General features: G+C 63.0%; 17 protein-coding genes. 3 read left to right on the forward strand and 14 right to left on the reverse strand.

What is annotated here, in order from left to right; translation table 11 throughout:
- Nucleotides 1-121 precede the first annotated feature (121 nt).
- From phnP to phnC, 13 genes are all read right to left on the reverse strand, one after another.
- Nucleotides 122-871 (reverse strand): phosphonate metabolism protein PhnP, encoded by a 750-nt coding sequence (gene phnP / locus HX805_RS08420; RefSeq protein WP_177116759.1) that lies wholly within the window; start codon nucleotides 869-871, stop codon nucleotides 122-124.
- Nucleotides 862-1,425 (reverse strand): phosphonate metabolism protein/1,5-bisphosphokinase (PRPP-forming) PhnN, encoded by a 564-nt coding sequence (gene phnN / locus HX805_RS08425; protein WP_003210611.1) that lies wholly within the window; start codon nucleotides 1,423-1,425, stop codon nucleotides 862-864. Before phnN ends, phnP begins: the two co-directional genes overlap by 10 nt.
- Nucleotides 1,425-2,573, reverse strand: coding sequence for an alpha-D-ribose 1-methylphosphonate 5-triphosphate diphosphatase (locus HX805_RS08430; RefSeq protein WP_177116760.1), 1,149 nt, complete (start codon nucleotides 2,571-2,573; stop codon nucleotides 1,425-1,427). The genes phnN and HX805_RS08430 overlap by 1 nt, the downstream gene beginning before the upstream one ends.
- Nucleotides 2,563-3,282 carry a phosphonate C-P lyase system protein PhnL gene (gene phnL / locus HX805_RS08435; protein WP_177019620.1) on the reverse strand — a complete coding sequence of 240 codons (720 nt, stop codon included), beginning with the start codon at nucleotides 3,280-3,282 and terminating at the stop codon, nucleotides 2,563-2,565. Before phnL ends, HX805_RS08430 begins: the two co-directional genes overlap by 11 nt.
- Nucleotides 3,282-4,091, reverse strand: coding sequence for a phosphonate C-P lyase system protein PhnK (gene phnK / locus HX805_RS08440; RefSeq protein ID WP_085984643.1), 810 nt, complete (start codon nucleotides 4,089-4,091; stop codon nucleotides 3,282-3,284). The genes phnL and phnK overlap by 1 nt, the downstream gene beginning before the upstream one ends.
- The gene (locus HX805_RS08445) at nucleotides 4,052-4,918 is read right to left on the reverse strand and encodes an alpha-D-ribose 1-methylphosphonate 5-phosphate C-P-lyase PhnJ (RefSeq protein WP_008434764.1); all 867 of its coding nucleotides are present in this window, start codon (nucleotides 4,916-4,918) and stop codon (nucleotides 4,052-4,054) included. Before HX805_RS08445 ends, phnK begins: the two co-directional genes overlap by 40 nt.
- The gene (locus HX805_RS08450; RefSeq protein ID WP_134327103.1) at nucleotides 4,911-5,987 is read right to left on the reverse strand and encodes a carbon-phosphorus lyase complex subunit PhnI; all 1,077 of its coding nucleotides are present in this window, start codon (nucleotides 5,985-5,987) and stop codon (nucleotides 4,911-4,913) included. Before HX805_RS08450 ends, HX805_RS08445 begins: the two co-directional genes overlap by 8 nt.
- Nucleotides 5,987-6,577, reverse strand: a complete 591-nt coding sequence (phnH, locus tag HX805_RS08455) for a phosphonate C-P lyase system protein PhnH (RefSeq protein ID WP_063028147.1) — start codon at nucleotides 6,575-6,577, stop codon at nucleotides 5,987-5,989. The genes HX805_RS08450 and phnH overlap by 1 nt, the downstream gene beginning before the upstream one ends.
- Nucleotides 6,577-7,014 (reverse strand): phosphonate C-P lyase system protein PhnG, encoded by a 438-nt coding sequence (gene phnG / locus HX805_RS08460; RefSeq protein WP_003210619.1) that lies wholly within the window; start codon nucleotides 7,012-7,014, stop codon nucleotides 6,577-6,579. The genes phnH and phnG overlap by 1 nt, the downstream gene beginning before the upstream one ends.
- Nucleotides 7,015-7,025: 11 nt before the next feature.
- Nucleotides 7,026-7,730, reverse strand: a complete 705-nt coding sequence (gene phnF / locus HX805_RS08465; RefSeq protein WP_023659262.1) for a phosphonate metabolism transcriptional regulator PhnF — start codon at nucleotides 7,728-7,730, stop codon at nucleotides 7,026-7,028.
- A gap of 35 nt (nucleotides 7,731-7,765) precedes the next feature.
- Nucleotides 7,766-8,548, reverse strand: a complete 783-nt coding sequence (gene phnE, locus HX805_RS08470; protein ID WP_033897602.1) for a phosphonate ABC transporter, permease protein PhnE — start codon at nucleotides 8,546-8,548, stop codon at nucleotides 7,766-7,768.
- 148 nt (nucleotides 8,549-8,696) lie between these two features.
- Nucleotides 8,697-9,698, reverse strand: coding sequence for a phosphonate ABC transporter substrate-binding protein (gene phnD, locus HX805_RS08475; RefSeq protein ID WP_003210622.1), 1,002 nt, complete (start codon nucleotides 9,696-9,698; stop codon nucleotides 8,697-8,699).
- Nucleotides 9,699-9,730: 32 nt separating this feature from the next.
- A complete protein-coding gene (phnC, locus tag HX805_RS08480; protein ID WP_003210623.1) occupies nucleotides 9,731-10,564 on the reverse strand; it encodes a phosphonate ABC transporter ATP-binding protein in 834 nt (277 codons plus the stop codon).
- Between the two features lie 394 nt (nucleotides 10,565-10,958).
- On the opposite strand from phnC, the gene HX805_RS08485 reads away from it, so the two are divergent.
- Both HX805_RS08485 and HX805_RS08490 read left to right on the forward strand, forming a co-directional pair.
- The gene (locus tag HX805_RS08485; protein ID WP_177049318.1) at nucleotides 10,959-11,381 is read left to right on the forward strand and encodes an NUDIX domain-containing protein; all 423 of its coding nucleotides are present in this window, start codon (nucleotides 10,959-10,961) and stop codon (nucleotides 11,379-11,381) included.
- A 298-nt stretch (nucleotides 11,382-11,679) separates the two neighbouring features.
- Nucleotides 11,680-12,033: a DUF6124 family protein gene (locus HX805_RS08490; protein ID WP_087694315.1), complete on the forward strand. Its 354-nt coding sequence runs from the start codon at nucleotides 11,680-11,682 to the stop codon at nucleotides 12,031-12,033.
- A gap of 158 nt (nucleotides 12,034-12,191) precedes the next feature.
- On the opposite strand, the gene HX805_RS08495 is transcribed toward HX805_RS08490, so the two are convergent.
- Nucleotides 12,192-13,088, reverse strand: a complete 897-nt coding sequence (locus HX805_RS08495) for a LysR family transcriptional regulator (RefSeq protein ID WP_177116761.1) — start codon at nucleotides 13,086-13,088, stop codon at nucleotides 12,192-12,194.
- Nucleotides 13,089-13,223: 135 nt separating this feature from the next.
- Here HX805_RS08495 and HX805_RS08500 point away from each other — a divergent pair, with 135 nt between their 5' ends.
- A complete protein-coding gene (locus HX805_RS08500; RefSeq protein WP_102370293.1) occupies nucleotides 13,224-14,423 on the forward strand; it encodes an MFS transporter in 1,200 nt (399 codons plus the stop codon).
- Nucleotides 14,424-14,535: the final 112 nt, after the last annotated feature.

A 14,535-nucleotide genomic window follows, 5' to 3' on the forward strand; every position in this document is an offset into this window, starting at 1 on the left:
ACCTACACAATGCCGCCAATATGAATACTCCAAACCGGCATCAACAAAGATACATCCACTCAAACTTTTCATCCAAATCCACCAGCGATCAGGACTTCACCGCTTGACGTAACTTCCCACGTTAAATCACCCGCCCATCCCAGCCCACCGTCACATGCCGCGGCAGCTCCCGCCGATGCTGCAACAACCACGCATCCAGCGTATGCCCCACATGGGTCAGCACCCCCAACTGCGCACCCACCTCTTCAATACATTGCAACGCCAGCGTCAGGTCATTGTGATTGCGCGGTGCCTGCGGTTGCGGCGGCATGGAGCAATCGAGTACCAGCACATCCAGCGGCTCGTGTTGCAGCCAATCGCGGGTGGCGGGTGGCAGGCCGACGGTGTCGGTAAGGTAGGCAATGCGCCGCCCTTCACCTTCCAGCAGATACCCCAGGGTGGGCTTGGAATGCAGCAGCGGTAACGCAGTGACGCTCAGTTCACCCAACCGGCGGGTTTCAAACTCGGCAAACGGCTGGCTGAAATCGAGGATGCCGGGGTGCTTGTACAGGTCGGACAACCCTTCCGGATCCACCGGACCATGCACCGGAATCACCAGCCCTTGCCCCCAACGCAAATGCAGCAGGCCTTGGGCGTGATCGGCGTGGTAGTGGGTCTGGAGAATCCCGTTGAAGCTGCGCGGCGGGAAGCGCTCGGTGAGGTCGGGCAACCCGCTGTCGATCAACCAGCGCTGGTCGCCACACTCGATCAATGCGCTGCATGGGCGGCGGCGCAGGCTCTGGTCATGGCGGGCCAGGCCACAGGCGGCGCACTCACAGCCATACACCGGGACTTGCCGCGCATCGCCGGTGCCCAGCAGTGTCAGGCGCATGCAGGTTGCCCGTCTAGGCAGCCCAGCAAGCGCTCGACCGTGTGTTCCAGGTGGCCGGAATTGTCGAGCAGGAACACGTCTGCAGCAGCGCTCAATCCCTCGGCGAATCGCGCATTGCGCGCCAGGCGCAGATCAATATCCGCCAGGGATTCGCGACCCCGCGCCAGCAAGCGCTGGCGCAACACCCCTTGGTCTACCGTCAGCAGCACCACCAGCAGGTTCGGGTAACGCAGCCGGGTTTGCGCCAGGTGGCCGCGGGAGCCGTTGACCAGCACATCGTGCCCCGCCGCCAGCCACTCATCGATTTCCCGCGGGATGCCATAGGACAACCCGTTGGCGTGCCAGCTGAGGGCAAATGCGCCCTCGGCCTCCATTGCGGCAAACTGCGCCGGGCTCACCCCCTGCGCCGCTTCGCCCACTGCTTCCGCCGAGCGGGTGATGACCCGCCGCACAATGCGGCAGCCACGCTCGGCCAGACGCGGTCGTGCGGCATCCAGCAGGCTGTCCTTGCCCGAACCCGATGGTCCGATGAGATAGATCAACCTGCCTGCCATCAAAACACCCTCTTCGCTTGTCGCCACACTTGTTGGACCACGGGCAGTCCGTCGCGGCTTTTTTTGGCTTGCACCAGGTCGGCCCGCAGACCGATAGCGATTTCGCCGCGATCACTCAGGCCCGCCGCGTGTGCGGGCGCCAGGCTGATCATCCTGATCGCCCGCGACAGATCGCCGCCATCCTGTTGATCGGCCAGCACAAACGCCGCCTGCAACAGGCTGGCCGGGTAGTAGTCACTGGAAAGTATATCCAGCAATCCTTCGGCGGCCAGGCCGGCGGCGGCCACATTACCCGAGTGGGACCCGCCACGCACCACGTTCGGCGCGCCCATCAGAACTTTCATGTTCAGTTGCCGGCAGCCACGCGCCGCTTCCAGGGTGGTGGGGAATTCGGCGATGGTCATGCCATAGCGCGCCGACTCCTCCACATGCGCCAACGTCGCATCGTCATGGCTGGCCACCGACAGGCCGCGTTCCAGGCAATGCTCGACGATCGCGGCGCGGTAGCGGTCGCTGTACTCCCTGGAGTTGGCCATTTGCAGCTTGATGAACGCGTCCATGGTCTCGTCGTTCAGGTGGTACTTGCCCATGTAGTACTCACGGTACTTGGATTCAAGCACGAACTGGCGCTGGCCCGGCGAGTGGTCCATCACTGACACCAACTGCACCAACGGGTTTTCCACCAGGTCGCGGAACACGCTCAGGGTGTCGGGGTGGCACAGCTCGCAGCGCAGGTGCAGGTGGTGTTCGGCGCGGGTCAGGCCGGCGCTTTCTGCAGCCGCGATGGCGTTGAGCATCGCCGGCAGTTTCTGCATGCGGTTGCCCTTGGGGTTTACGTCGCCGATGGACACCGCGTCGAACACCGTGGTGATGCCGGCCGCGATGATCTGCGCATCATGGCTGAGCACCGCCGAGGTCGACGGCCAGTCCACGCCGGGGCGCGGGGTCATGTGTCTTTCCAGGTTGTCGGTGTGCAGTTCCACCAGGCCCGGCAACAGGAAATCCCCTTCAAGGTCCTGGGCCTGGGGCAGTTGGCTGCGGCCTTCGGCGATGTCGACGATCAGCCCGTCACGCAGCACGATGCTGCCAAGGAACATGCGATCAGCCGTCACCAGCCGGGCATTACTGAGGATCTGTTCAGCGGGCATGGGCGTATTCCTCTTGGGCAACAGGCGCGGGGGTCATGTCGAAATGGCGGTCGGCGACCGCTTCACGGGCGGCACGGTCGTGGAAGATGCCGATCAAGGCCGCGCCGGCAGCCTTGGCTTCGTTCATCAGTTCCAGCACCACCTGGCGGTTGCTGTCGTCGAGGGACGCGGTGGGTTCGTCCAGCAGCATCACCGGCCAATCCACCATGAAGCCGCGGGCGATGTTGACCCGCTGTTGCTCGCCGCCGGAGAACGTACCGGGTGCCAGCTGCCACAGGCGTTGTGGGATATTCAGGCGGGTCAGCAGATGCTCGGCGCGCGACTGTGCATTGGCCTTCGACCAGCCACGGGCCAGGGCAGGCTCCATCACCACATCCAGGCAGGCCACCCGCGGGATCACCCGCAGAAACTGGCTGACGTAGCCGAGGGTCTGCTGGCGCACCTGCAACACCTCCCGCGGTTCGGCACCGACCAGCTCCAGCCATTCGCCGAGGTGCTGTACCCGGATGCTGCCGCCCGCCGGCAGATAGTTACCGTACAGGGTGCGCAGCAACGTGCTTTTACCGGCGCCGGACTGGCCATGCAGCACCAGGCACTCACCGCCTTTCACACTGAACCCCACCCCGCGCAGCACGTTCAGCACCACGCCGTTCTGCTGGTGCAAGGTGAAGGTTTTCGAGAGGTCACGGACCTCGATCAAGGCATTCATCATGGCTGCAATACCGAAGACACCAGCAGTTGAGAGTAAGGGTGCTGTGGATCGTCGAGGATCTGGTCCGTCAGCCCGGTTTCCACCACGCGGGAACGGCGCATCACCATCAGGCGGTCGGCCAGCAGGCGCGCCACGGCGAGGTCGTGGGTGACGATCACCACCGCCAGATCCAGCTCGCGAACGAGGCCGCGCAACAGGTCGAGCAAGCGCGCCTGTACCGACACGTCCAGGCCGCCGGTGGGTTCGTCCATAAACACAAGGCGTGGACTGGAGACCAGGTTGCGGGCGATTTGCAGGCGTTGTTGCATGCCGCCGGAGAAGGTCCGGGGCAAGTCGTCGATACGCTGCGGGTCGATTTCCACCTGGCCCAGCCAGTCGAGGCCGGCGCCACGCAGTTGCTCATAGTTGCGCACGCCCTGGGCCATCAGGCGCTCGCCGATGTTGGCGCCGGCAGACACGCCCATGCGCAAACCGTCCCGTGGGTTTTGCTCGACAAAGCCCCATTCGGTGCGCAGCAATGTGCGGCGTTCGGCTTCGCTGGCGCTGTACAGATCCAGCCATTCACCGTCCTTGCCGCGATAGCCGATGTGGCCGGCCTGCGGTGGCAGACGCCCGCTGAGCAGCGAGAGCAAGGTGGACTTGCCTGAGCCCGACTCACCAACAATCCCCAACACTTCACCGGGGTACAAATCGAAGCTGACGTCCTGGCAGCCCTTCTCTTCCCCGTACAACAACGACAGGTCACGCACTTGCAAAAGAGGCTGGCTCACTGGTTGTTCTCCTTGACCCGTTGGGCGCAATACCAGGTGTCGGAACACACAAAACTCTGGGTACCGGCGTCGTCGAGAATCAGCTCATCGAGGAACGATTCATGGCTGCCGCAGATCGCGCAGGTGTGTTCCCACTTCTGCACTTCGAACGGATGGTCTTCAAAGTCGAGGCTGGTGACCTGGGTGTACGGCGGCACCGCGTACAGGCGCTTTTCGCGACCGGCACCGAACAGCATCAGCGCCGGGCTCATGTCGAGTTTCGGGTTGTCGAATTTCGGGATTGGCGAGGGGTCCATCACGTAGCGCTCATCCACCATCACCGGGTAGGCGTAGCTGGTGGCGATATGGCCGAAGGTGGCGATGTCCTCGTAGAGCTTTACGTGCATCACCCCGTAGTCATTCAGGGCGTGCATGGTGCGGGTCTCGGTTTCCGACGGTTCGATAAAACGCAGCGGCTCCGGGATCGGCACCTGGTAGACCATGATCTGATCGGCCTGCAACGGGGTTTCCGGGATGCGGTGGCGGGTCTGGATCACCGTCGCGTCCGGGGTGCTTTCGGTGGTGGCGACGCCCGCCGTACGGGCGAAGAAGCGGCGGATCGACACGGCGTTGGTGGTGTCGTCGGCGCCCTGGTCGATCACCTTGAGCACGTCGTCAGCCCCCAGGATCGCGGCGGTCAGTTGCATGCCGCCGGTGCCCCAACCGTAAGGCAGCGGCATCTCGCGGCCACCGAACGGCACCTGGTAACCGGGGATCGCCACGGCCTTGAGCAAGGCGCGGCGGATCATGCGTTTGGTCTGCTCGTCGAGGTAGGCGAAGTTGTACGCCGGGTCACGCGCAGGCGCTTGAGTCAGGTCATTCATGGCGGGTGCCCTCGGCCGGTTGGCGCAGTTTGCGGATCAGTTCCAGCTCGGACTGGAAGTCCACGTAGTGAGGCAATTTGAGGTGGGAAACGAAGCCCGCCGCCTCGACGTTGTCGCAGTGGGACAGCACGAATTCTTCCTGCTGGGCCGGCGAGACGATCTCTTCGTTGAACTCATTGGCCCGCAGCGAGCGGTCCACCAGGGCCATGCCCATCGCCTTGCGTTCGGCATGCCCGAATGCCAGGCCGTAGCCCCGGGTGAACTGCGCCAGCTCGGTGGCCGAGCCGACGAACTGGTTGACCATCTCGCACTCGGTGACTTCGATGCTGCCCAGGCAAATCGGGAAACCCAGCTCCTCCGGGTCGATCCACACCTCGACGTCGCCGATGCGAATCTCGCCGGCAAACGGGTGGTTGCGACCGTAACCACGTTGGGTCGAGTAACCCAGTGCCAGCAGGAAACCTTCGTCGCCACGGGCCAGGGCTTGCAGGCGCTGGGCGCGGTTGGCCGGGTATTCCAGCGGGTCGCGGGTGATGTCGGCGACGCTGCCGGTGTCGTCGGATTCGTTCTTGATCAGCCCTTCCTTGGCCAGCAGGCCGAGTACCCGAGGGCACGCTTCCAGAGTCGCATCCGGCGTGGTTTGCGGGCCCGGGTATTCACCTTCGGCCAGCAGCGCAAAGTCCAGCAGGCGGTGGGTGTAATCGAAGGTCGGGCCCAGCAGTTGCCCGCCCGGCACGTCCTTGAAAGTCGCCGACAAACGCCGGCTCAGTGACATCTGCACGGTATCGATCGGCAGGCTCGGGCTGAAGCGCGGCAACGTGGTGCGGTAGGCCCGCAGCAGGAAGATCGCTTCCACCAGATCCCCCGCCGCTTGCTTGATCGCCAGTGCGGCCAACTCCGTGTCGTACAGCGAGCCTTCGCTCATCACTCGCGCGACCGCCAGCGGCAGTTGCTCGCGGATCTGCTCCACGCTCAGTTCCGCAATGGAAGTATCGCCCCGGCGCTTTTTCGCCAGCAGGCGGTGGGCATTGTCGATGGCCTGTTCGCCACCCTTGACGGCTACGTACATCAGGCATGCTCCTGTGCAATTCGGGTGCTGCGTGGCAGGCCGATCAGGTGATGGCCGGCGGCGAACAACACGTCCAGGCCACGGGGAAACGTCTCGCGGCGTTGACGTTCCAGCCAGAATGCTTGAGGCACCGGCAGGTTGACCTGACGCTGGGTCTTGATCCCCGGACCGCGCCAGTTCAAGGCGCGACCGGCTTCCAGGTCGGTCAACTGGACCAGCAAGGTGCAGGACTGATCCGGGTAGCGGTCATTGCCGTGGTCGAAGCCGCTGAGGTCGAGCAAGTCCTGTTCACCGAGCAAGGCGAACGCGGCCTCTTCCCGGTTGGCGGTCAGCGGGCAGCCGCAGTGAAAGGCCAGGTTGGCGCGGATCAGCGGCGTGTCGAAGCACGGCGCCAGCCAGAGCGGTGTGTCCATATCCAGCAGCGCCAGGCACAGCGCATAGGTAGCCGGCGCCAGGCCTTCAAGGCTGGGGGCCGCGGGCAAGGACTGGATCAGGCCGGGCTCGGCGAGGGCCTTGAGGGCCCCGCGAAAACCGCGCTGGGCATCCAGCACCGGGTCTACAAAGGCCGGTTGCAAGCGTTGGGCATTCATCAGTTTTCTCCTCGAACCAGGGTGAAGAACTCGACCTTGGTGGCGGCGGTGTCGGCCTCTTTTTGCGCCCGGCGCTCGGCCTGGGCGTTGGCCAGTGCGCCGATCAGGTCGCTGAGCCAGGGGCTCGGGTGTGCGCCCTGCAAATGCGCATCCGCCAGGGCCGCCAGTTCGGCGTGGACCTTGTCGCGCCCGGCCAAATAGCTGTAGCCGGTACGCCCGTCAGCCAGGCGCACCACGCAGCGGGTCACGCTCATTTCGCCGAGGTTGAACGGCGCGCCATTGCCGCCCATGCGGCCACGCACCAGGGTCATGCCGATTTCCGGGGCGCGGATCAGTTGGTAATCCACGTCGCGCAGGGCGTCTTCATGGGGCAGCAATTCACTGCGAAAGGCGCGGGCGAGCACGCCGATCCAGTGTTGACGCGGGGACAGGTTCATCGGGGTCTCCATCAGGTCACCACTTGGTACTGGAAGCGATCCGAACGGCTGGTGGACTGCGCCAGCTCCACCGGGCGGCCGTCGCGATCGCGGGAAAGGGTGAATACGGTGAGCGCCGGCAAGTGCCGGGGCATCATCAGCAGTGCGGCTTCGTCGCGGTTGGGCAAACGCGCGCCGATCAGGCTTTGGGTACGGGTCAACGGCATGTCGCGCTCACGCAGGTAGTGGCGCAGCGAGCCGCCGTTGTAGTCCGCCAGCAGCGGCGCATGGCTGGCGCAGTAACGGTGGCGGATCAGGCTGACCGGCTGGTGGTCGAGCTTGCGCAGGGTTTGCAGCTCGATCATCGGCGCCATCTCGGCGATGCCCAGTTGCTGGGCCTCTTCGCGGCTGGCAAAGCAGTAGCGGCGCTTGAGCAGCATCGCTTCCACGCCCACGCCTTGGGCCGACAAGGACTGGCTGTAGGAGGTCTCGGCGCCCATCGGGTAAATCAGCGGGCGGTCCAGCACCTGGGTGCCCTTGCCCTGGCGGCGCAACAGGCTGCCTTCGAACACCAGCTCGTCGATGGCGCGGCGCAGGGTGTGGCGGTTGACGCCGAAGCGTTCAGCCAGTTGCACCTCGCCCGGCAGGAATTCACCGGCCTGGTAGCTGCTCAGTTCGCGGCGCAGGATGTCGGCGAGTTCGCGGTACACCGGCTCATCTTGTCTAGACAACTGCATGCTTAAAAAAAGCGCCCTTGGGCACCCCTCCGACGTCAGATGAACTGCTTGCGCAGGCGTTGGGACAGCACGTCGATACAGCTCACCACCACGATGATCACCAGCAGCACCGCGCAGGTCTGCACGAACTGGAACGCGCGGATGTTCTCCCAGAGGATCACGCCGATCCCGCCGGCACCGACCATCCCCACCACCGTCGCCGAACGCACGTTGGCCTCGAAGCGGTAGAGCGCGTAGGACACCCACAGCGGCATCACTTGCGGGATCACGCCGTAGATCACTTCCTGCAAGGCACTGGCGCCGGTGGCTCGCACACCTTCAACGGGGCCCGGGTCGATGGCTTCGACGGCTTCGGCAAACAGCTTGGCGAGGACCCCGGTGGTGCTGATCCACAAGGCCAGGACACCGGCAAAAGGACCGAGGCCGACGGCGACCACGAACAACATCGCGAACACCATTTCGTTGATCGAACGGAAGGCATCCATCACCCGGCGCAGCGGCTGGTGAATCCACCATGGGGTGATGTTGTCGGCGCACAGGATGCCCAGGGGCACCGAGCAGACGATCGCCAGCACCGTGCCCCAGAGGGCGATTTGCACGGTGACGATCATCTCCTTGAGGTAGGAGCGCCATTCGTGGAAGTCCGGCGGGAAGAAGTCGGCGGCGAAGGTCGCCATGTTTCCGGAGTCGCGGTACAGCGCCAGCGGGTTCATCTCGGCGCCGTGCCAGGCCCAGGCCAGCAGGACCAGGAACAGGCCCCAGCCCAGGTATTGCGGCCAAGTCCTTTTGCCCACTGCTTCAGCATGCAAGGTAGTCATGGGTCACTCTCGGTGTAGGGTTGGAACTGGGCTTAATGTGGGAGCGGGCTTGCTCGCGAATGCGGTGACTCAGTCGCCGGATGCGTTGAATGACACACCGTATTCGCGAGCAAGCCCGCTCCCACATGAACCCGATTCCTACAGGGGGTTAGCCGTTGGCTGCGGTCTTCTTGTCCAGTTCGGTGATGCGCTCTTGCAGCTTGGCCAGGTCGGCGTCGATGTCGGCGAGCTTCCTGGCCTTGTCAGCCGCTTCCAGCTTGTCGTCGGCGCTGATGGTGGTGCGCTGCTTGAACAGTTCCAGTTGGCGGATCGGCAACAACTGGTCGTCGCTGGACTTGAGGAACTTGCCCAGTTGCATGTTCTTCAGCACGGCCTTCTCTTCGTCGGTGTCACCGTAGTTGGCGAAGAAGTCGCGGATCTTGGTCTTCTCGCTGTCGCTCAGGGCCTTGCTCCACACCATCGGGTCGGCCGGGATCAGCGGCGACTTCCAGATCACCTTGAGCATGGCGGCCTTGTCCGGCTGGGTGACTTCCAGGCGGTCCCAGCTTTCGGTGTTGAAGGTGGCGACGTCCAACTGCCCCTTGGCCACGCTCAATGCGTTGACTTCATGGCTGGAGTTGAGGGTGCGCTTGAAGGCGGTGGCAGCGTCGACGTGGTTCTTGGCGAACACGTAGTAGCCGGGTACCAGGTAGCCCGAAGTGGAGTTCGGGTCACCGTTGCCGAAGGTCAGGTTCTTGGCGTTCTTGAGCATGTCATCGACGTTGTTGATCGGGCTGTCCTTGCGCACGATCAGCACGCTCCAGTAACCGGCAGCCCCGTTGGCGGCGGCGGTCTGGGCGAAGATTTCGCCGTTGGAACGGTCCACCGCTTCCATCGCGGCCTTGTTGCCCAGCCAGGCCACGTCGACCTTGTTGAAGCGCATGCCCTGGATCAGGCCGGCGTAGTCGGAAGCGAAGGTGGCGTTGATGGTGAGGCCGGTCTTCTTGTGCATGTCATCCAGGAAGGGCTGCCAGATGCTCTTGAGGTTCTGCGAAGACTCGGTGGACATGATGCCGAAATTGATCGCCTTGTCGGCGGCCTGGGCAGTGCCCATGGCCACGCTGGCAAGCAGCACGGCAGACAGAAACACATGACCGATACGGTTCAACATGGAGAGGATTCCTGTGGGTCGTTAGTAAGGTTTCAAGCGCGGGCCAGGGCCAACCGTGCGGGGACGACGGGTGTGCGGGTCTGGTCGGAAAACATCAGGCTGGTGTCGACATCGGCACCGTACAAATCGTTGAGGAACTGGCTGCTCAGCTCGCTGGCCTGGCCATCGAAGTGAATCCGCCCGCCCTTGAGCGCCACGGCTCGCGGGCAATAACGCATGGCGTAATCGACCTGGTGCAGGGTGACCACCACGGTCTTGCCGTCGCGGCCGTTGATGTCGGCGAGGATCTCCATGACCTTGCGCGCCGACTCCGGGTCCAGGGAGGCGATGGGTTCATCCGCCAGGATCACTTCGGCGCGTTGCGTCAAAGCGCGGGCGATTGCCACGCGTTGCTGCTGGCCGCCGGACAAGGTGGAGGCGCGCTGGCTGGCCAGGTCTGCCAGGCCGACGCGGGCCAGGGATTCCATGGCGAACTGTTTTTCCTCGGCATTGAACAAACCGAGGTTGCCGCGCCAGCGCGGCATGCGGCCCAGGCAACCGAGCAGTACGTTGTCGAGCACGCTCAGGCGGTTGACCAGGTTGAACTGCTGGAAGATGTAGCCGATGTCGGCGCGCAGGCGCCGCACCTTGCCATTCAACCGCCCGCTGGCCTGCACTTCCCGGCCCAGCACCTTGACGCTGCCGCCGTTGCTCTTGTCGCAACAGGCCAGGCCCGCGAGGTGGCGCAGCAAGGTGGACTTGCCGGAGCCGGAAGCGCCAATCAGCGCGACCATCTCACCGGTGGCAACGGTGAGTTCGAGGTCGACCAGCGCGGATTTCTTCGCAAAGGTCTTGTTCAGATGATCGACATGGATAGCTGGAGTCATGGGCTTCTCTGTCTGGTTGAACAGCCATCCGTGGCTGCGTTTGAGTTCAAACGACAGTAGGCGCGGGCTGTGTCAGCCCTATGACTTGCACATGACTGGAGTAAAACCGTTTGATGAAGGTTTGATGAAAGGTTGGAAGTAGCTGTAGGACGTTGATCGTTCCCAAGGCTCTGCGTGGGAATGCCGCCTCGGACGCTCTGCGTCCATTGAAGTCTTGCGCAGTGGTGACGCGGAGCGTCACGGGATGCATTCCCACGCAGAGCGTGGGAACGATCCATACCTAACCTGTGGCGAGGGAGCTTGCTCCCTCGCCACAAGGTCTTCGCCCGGCATTGGAAATGTGCCGGACTGTGGTGCAATAGCTGGCCGCCAATATGTGCAAAAGGACAACGTGATGGGAAAAGACAAGGCATGTCCGGTCATCCTGCGAACCCGCCAATCCCTGGAAATCCTCGCCTTCAAACACCCACTGGCAGGTCTTCAACTGGTCAAGGGCAGCGTGGAGCCTGGCGAAAGTACCGAGGTTGCGGCAGTTAGAGAGTTGCTTGAAGAGGCCGGGATAACCGGCAAGGTGATACGTGACCTGGGCACTTGGCACTCAGCGTCCACGGGGCATACATGGGCCTTTCATCAATGCCTGATCCCTGAAGACCTGCCAGATACCTGGACCCATTTTGCAGAGGATGATGGCGGCCACGAGTTCCAGTTCTTCTGGCACCCGCTGGCGAGCGAACCGTCAGAAGAGTGGCATCAGGTGTTTAAAGATGCCCTGGAGTTTCTAAAGCCGCGCCTTGCCGAAGTATCGCTTCAGGAATAATCAAGATCCCGGTAAATCGGTGATTTTTCCTACGATCTCTATGGCTTGCAGCAGCCTTAACTCGCCGCTAGCCTCTCCAAGTCGCTGCTCATCAGCGATCGGGTTTGGTCGCCCGGGTTAGAATGGCGCACAGTGCCGCGCAAGCGGCATTATCGTGTTCGCTTTATGGCGAGCTGTGCGTGGGAGGGCCCTGGCCCTGCCGGGTTTCCATTCCCTGGTCGACCAACCTGCGTACAGCTCGCCACCCACCTGCTTGGTCGCAGATGTGGTGAGCTCCCACTGAATGGAGAGTCATTGCATGTACAAGGTCACGCCCAATCCGCCAGAAACGTCTGGCTCCAAGTCTGAAAAAAACAAGCTTCAGGACGCCGCCCAGCGGGCCATCGATCACTACCTGAAACCCGCCGAAACCAAAGCGTCCACCAATGAAAAAAACCACTTCAGTCTGTTCACCGTATCAGCCAACGTTGAAACGGAAGCACTGCTGAGCAACGCCTACGAAACACTCCAGTCTGCCAATGCAATGGCGTTGGACCTTTCCGAAAACATTGATGGCAAAGACCGCAGCCTGGTATTGGCGATGCAACAACTGCTGGAGTTGGGATTGTTGTTGGTGGATAGAGCGCTGGATCGAGAGTGCCCGGTGGCCTGATCAAAACCGAAATCCAACTGGCAACATAAATCCAATGTGGGAGCGGGCTTGCTCGCGAATGCAGAGGGTCAGTCAATACATCGGGTGACTGATCCACCGCTTTCGCGAGCAAGCCCGCTCCCACATTTTGATTTTCATCAGGTTCAAACTGCCCGGTGTTATTGAGCGATGCGGGCGCGCAATCGCGGCATCACAAAATCCATAAACGCCCTTAACTTCAGCGGCAACGGTGACTGGCCTTTATGCACCAAACTGATGGGCAGCGGCGCCGACTCGAACGCCTCAAGCACCACCGCCAACGCCTCCTCCCGCAGCGCATCCGCCACCTGATACGACAGCACCCGAATCACCCCCACTCCTAACGTCGCCGCTGCAATCGCTGCTTCTGCGGTGTTCACCGACAACCGCGAATGCACCGGTACCGAGAGCCCGGTTTTACCTGCGCCAAATCCCCACGCCCCTTGGGACGCCAGCACTTCGAAGGTGATGCAGTCATGCCCCGCCAAGTCCTGGGGCTCAGCGGGTATGCCGCGAGCGGCCAGGTATGACGGGCTGGCGCACACCACCCGCCGCACCGTGCCCACCTGCATGGCCTTGAGCGAGCTGTCGGGCAACTCGCCAATGCGCACCGCGACGTCGCAGTGTTCTTCCATCAGGTGCACGACGCGGTCGGTGAGGATCAGGTTGATGTCGATCTCCGGGTACTGCGCGAGGAATTCCGCCACCACCGGCACGATGTGCAGCCGCCCGAAGACCACTGGCGCGGTAACGACCAGTTCGCCCCGGGGCTGGGAATATTCGCCAGTGGCCGCGCGCTCGGCCTCGCTGATGTCTTCAAGAATGCGCCGGCACGCGTCGAGGTAAGAGGCGCCGGCATCGGTCAACGACAGCTGGCGCGTGGTGCGGTGCAGCAGGCGGGTTTTCAGGTGCGTCTCAAGCTCGGCCATCTTGCGGCTGACGCTGGCCAGCGGCATGTCGAGGCGCCGCGCGGCAGCGGTCAGGCTGCCTGCATCAACCACGGCAACGAAGATGGACATGGATTCAAGACGGTTCATGGCAACCTATCAAATTCTGGAAGGATGATTCCAAATCCTAGGGGATTATCCTGCCAAGCGCGAGTGCGTAACGTTGGCCACTCATCTCCTTCCCGGAGATCTGCATTGAAGGAGAGCGCCGTGAGTGGCCTGCCGATGACATCCCAACCTTCCACAGCGCCTGCGGTCGCGCCGCGCGGCAAGATCATCATGATGGCGGTGATCGCCGGCGCGGTGATTACCAATATTTACTGCACCCAGCCGATCCTGCCGCTGATCGCTTCGGACATGGGCGTGGACGTGACCACCGTGGATCTGGTGGCCGGTTCCGCCCTGCTGGGTTTTGCTACCGGGCTGGCGTTGCTGCTGCCGATGGGCGACCGTTTTGACCGCCGCAAGCTGGTGCTGGGGCAGATTGCCCTGGCGTTCTGTTTCGCCCTGGCGGCAGCGTTTTCACCGGGCATCTGGGCGCTGATCGGGGCGTCTTTCGGCTTGGGGATTGTGAGCTGTGTACCGCAGCAACTGGTGCCGTTCGCGGCGGTGATGTCGCAGCCCCACGAACGCGGGCGCAATGTGGGCACGGTGGTCAGCGGGATCATGGTCGGCATCCTGCTCGGGCGCACGATCGCCGGCGTGGTCGGTGAGGCTTATGGCTGGCGGGCGGTGTACGCGATGGAGGCGGCCTTCATGATCCCGGTGTGGATCGGTGCCGCCAGGCTGCTGCCACAAGGCGTGCCGAGCACCAACCTGTCCTACCCTCGCCTGCTGGCTTCGCTGTGGCCGCTGATGCGCGACAACAGCCCGATTCGCCAATCAATGATGGTGCAGGCGTTGTTGTGGGCTTGCTTCAATGCGTTTTGGGTGAATCTGGCAGCACTGTTGGCTCATGGGCCATGGCAATTGGGCAGCGCCTGGGCCGGTGGCTTCGGGATTATCGGTGCGGCGGGTGCGTTGGCGGCGTCGCTCGGTGGGCGGGCTTCCGACAGGCTGGGTTCGCGCAAGGTGATTGGGGCGAGTATCGGGATTGTGACCTTGGCGTTCCTGCTGCTGGCGGGTGCCGAGACTTCGATTATCTTGCTGGTGCTGGGGGTGATCGTGCTGGATATCGGCGTGCAGTCGGGCCTGGTTTCCAACCAGACCCGGGCGTTTGCAGTGGACCCGAAAGCCCAGGGCCGCATCAATAGTTTGTACATGACGGCGACGTTTTTTGGCGGTGCGGTGGGGGCGACAGTCAGCGGCTGGTTGATGTCGCGGTTGGGCTGGATGGGGATTGTGGAGTTTGGGGTGATGCTGGGGGTGATTGCCGGGGTGGTCCACTGGACAAGCGCGCCCAGGCAGACTGAGGAGCTGGCGTAATTTCAAATCAAACGAGATTCAAAATGTGGGAGCGGGCTTGCTCGCGAATACGGTATATCAGTGCCCGATTTGTTGGCTGACACGCCGTATTCGCGAGCAAGCCCGCTCCCAC

The sequence above is a fragment of the Pseudomonas sp. G5001 genome (assembly GCF_013385475.1).
Classification (GTDB): domain Bacteria; phylum Pseudomonadota; class Gammaproteobacteria; order Pseudomonadales; family Pseudomonadaceae; genus Aquipseudomonas.